At 49.2% G+C, this 2,840-nt stretch carries 3 protein-coding genes and 1 pseudogene; 3 read left to right on the forward strand and 1 reads right to left on the reverse strand.

Annotated elements, in window-relative coordinates; all coding sequences use genetic code 11:
• Nucleotides 1-242, reverse strand: a 242-nt coding sequence (locus J3T93_RS09865) for a TetR/AcrR family transcriptional regulator (protein ID WP_267431542.1), incomplete at its 3' end; no start/stop codon positions are given.
• 250 nt (nt 243-492) lie between these two features.
• Here J3T93_RS09865 and J3T93_RS09870 point away from each other — a divergent pair.
• From J3T93_RS09870 to J3T93_RS09880, 3 genes and pseudogenes are all read left to right on the forward strand, one after another.
• On the forward strand, nt 493-954 hold the full coding sequence (locus J3T93_RS09870; RefSeq protein ID WP_267431543.1) for a YbhB/YbcL family Raf kinase inhibitor-like protein: 462 nt from the start codon (nt 493-495) through the stop codon (nt 952-954).
• A gap of 420 nt (nt 955-1,374) precedes the next feature.
• A pseudogene (locus J3T93_RS09875) lies at nt 1,375-2,049 on the forward strand (MFS transporter); the annotation flags it as partial.
• Nucleotides 2,037-2,720 carry an MFS transporter gene (locus tag J3T93_RS09880; RefSeq protein ID WP_324123878.1) on the forward strand — a complete coding sequence of 228 codons (684 nt, stop codon included), beginning with the start codon at nt 2,037-2,039 and terminating at the stop codon, nt 2,718-2,720. The pseudogene J3T93_RS09875 and the gene J3T93_RS09880, both read left to right, overlap by 13 nt.
• Nucleotides 2,721-2,840 lie beyond the last annotated feature (120 nt).

Genomic DNA, 2,840 nt, shown 5'->3' on the forward strand with positions numbered 1-2,840 from the left:
TCACGAGGCAAACGCAAGATGATATCTTCTTTTTGTGGGAAATAGCGAAAAAGAGTGATGGGTGTCACTCCGGCTTTATCAGCGATTTGTTTGACTGTAACCTCGTCATATCCATACTCCGCAAAGAGCTTCAATGCACATTCACGGATATAACGGCGGGTCGATGCCTTTTTGGATACCTGCCATTTCTTCCGAGCTATAACTGCTGCCGTCGAAATGCCTCGCATGTCAGTTTCCGTCACCAATTCCTCCAACTCATTTTTTGTCTCATACCGGCATTTTATCCGCTTGCGAGGTGAACACGGCCGCGCCTCCCCTTGGCGGCTGCCGATGAGAAAAGTGGTCCAGCATTGACCCTATAGTTCATATGTAGTTGTGTTACATTTTAATTTTAGCAGATACCTTGCACATCAGGAGCGACAAGCAAGAAAACCTGTTACAGGAAATCAAACGGATTCTGGGTATAACCGCGGAACCGAGAGAGGTGCAAACATGGAGATTTTTCAGGTAATCTGTGACGGAATCGGCGACGATAAGATATTTCTGCCGGTGCATACAGGTCGTGGAGAGGACTTGTCCCCAGGTTTCCATTTGTCGTCTCTGCCTCAAGGTACTGAGACCCTTGCGATTGTATTGAGGGATGAGAGCCATCCACTCTTCGGATCCATGACGCATTGGCTGATCTGGGATTTGCCAGCTAGCTGCGACATTGAAATGAACATTCCTAAAAAGGGCAATCCAGGCAGAGGAGAGGCAAGGCAAGGGATCGCCTATGGGTGGCATCGGTATCGTGGGCCTAAACCACCAAGGGGAACAAGCCATAAGTATGTCTTCACTGTATTTGCGGTGTCACAGAAGCTTGATTTAGGTGGGCTGACAACATATAAACGGCTTCTCGAATCCTTGCAAGGCAAGGTGCTAGGCAAAGGCAGTGTCGAGGGTTTCTACGAATGAGTGACGCAGAGGAGGCATCTCCCACTGCCCTCCATGCTGCGTCACCGTTGTCTGCTATTCTGCCAATTCTCCCGCGATTGGCATTGATGTGGAACGCAATGAACGGCTTCCATGTGAAGCATTGGAACTTACTGGTTCTCAAAAAAACGAGATGAGATGAGTCGCCAGTTCAGCGGGACCGGAATCCATGCCCCTGATGAATCAGCTTAGTTGGGATTGCACGTACCTATTCAGGACCGATGGAAATTAATTGTAAAAGTAGAGGTGTGAAGTGGAAAAAATCAATAAGGAATGGCTAATGCTTGTCAGCCTCTGTGTAGCTGAAGCCATATTGTTTGTCAACACGACTGCATTCAACCTAGCTCTTCCCTCAGTAGCGAGATCATTTAATGCGTCCACTGCCGAGCAGCAAGGGTTGTATCTGTTTATCCATTATGCTTCGTGGCGGTGCTGCTTATCGCTGGTTTCTTTGGTGACCTAATCGGGTACAGACATGTTCTCCTAACCGGATTGACTTTATACGCTGCTGCTTCAGTTCTGGGAGTCGTGGCCGCCAATATGGCAATGCTCATCGCTGCGCGAGCCTTGCTTGGTATAGCTGCTGGAATGTTCATACCCATGGGCCTTGCTTTGATTACCACCTCATTCTCTGCGAACAATAGGAGCAGGGCGGTGACGATTTGGACGGTGGCTGGGACACTTGGCATTCCCCTGGGGCCGATCATCGGTGGCGGGATGACCCTTGTCATGGGGTGGAAAGGTTTGTTCATCTTTGACGTCATAGCCATGGTAGTTGCGTCAGTGCTCAACTGGACCTTTCTGCCCAAAAATCGGTCTCAGGGACGGGCTAAGACTAAATTCCCTCTGCTTCAATCCTTGCTTATGATCGCGGGAGTCAGCTTGTTGTCAACGGGACTTATCAATGCGCAAAAGGCGCTGTTGTCGTGGACGACGTTGCTGCCATTTCTCTTCGGCCTTACTCTCGCAGCGCTTTTTGTATTTGTCGTTGGCCGCTCGGATACGCAGCTCACAGATTTAAGTCTTATGCAGTTCACCTCTCATTTAGAGTCAGTTCCGCTGCTTTGCTGCTTTTAAATTTCGCTGCTTTTGGGGTTACTTTTATCCTTCCTACCTATTTGGAAGCGGTAAAAGGCCAGAATGCTCTAACTAGTGGTTTGATGCTCATGCCGATGGTCGCTGCTGCTATAGCAGGTGCCATGCTGAACAAGAGTTTCGTCAATAAGATTGGTGAGCGGAGAGCATGTCTGATGGGACTGTTCTGTATTGGGCTTGGACTACTTGCCATTGCATTGGGGGTGCATACAGGAGCCTATGGAATCTTAGTTGTTGGGCAACTTATCGCAGGTATTGGTATGGGATCGGGTCAACCTATCTCCTTTAATTGGGCATTTTGCGATGTACCATCAGAGCGCTCAGGCCAGGGATCGTCGCTTCTCTCAGTATTTCAACAGTTGGGTTCGATTCTCGGGATAGGTGTATTCGGGTCCATACAGGGGGCCCTATATGTCAGAGGGTTGAGCGCGGAGGTACGGGGTACGGGGATGGCAGTGGCAAATACCGTCACGGCATCGCTTCAACAAGCCGAAAACATGACAGGACAGGCTGCTGCTGCTCTAAGGCAAAGCGCTATCCGCGCATATGTGTCCTCTGGCACGGCGAATTTCATAATCAGTGGTCTGATAGTAATGATTGCACTGATAGTGGTATTCCTTATGTCACGCAAGCCGATGGGAAAAGTGTCTTAGCCTGAATGGCGATGCTGGTTTAAACGCGATGGATGCTGAGTTCTATAGATACGGTCTTATCTTGCTTGACCAGAACTGTGCATTAAATCGTTTCTTAATCTCGGTGCGTTTGCCTCGTGG

The organism is Bifidobacterium sp. B4111, from assembly GCF_026537235.1.
Classification (GTDB): Bacteria; Actinomycetota; Actinomycetes; order Actinomycetales; family Bifidobacteriaceae; genus Bombiscardovia.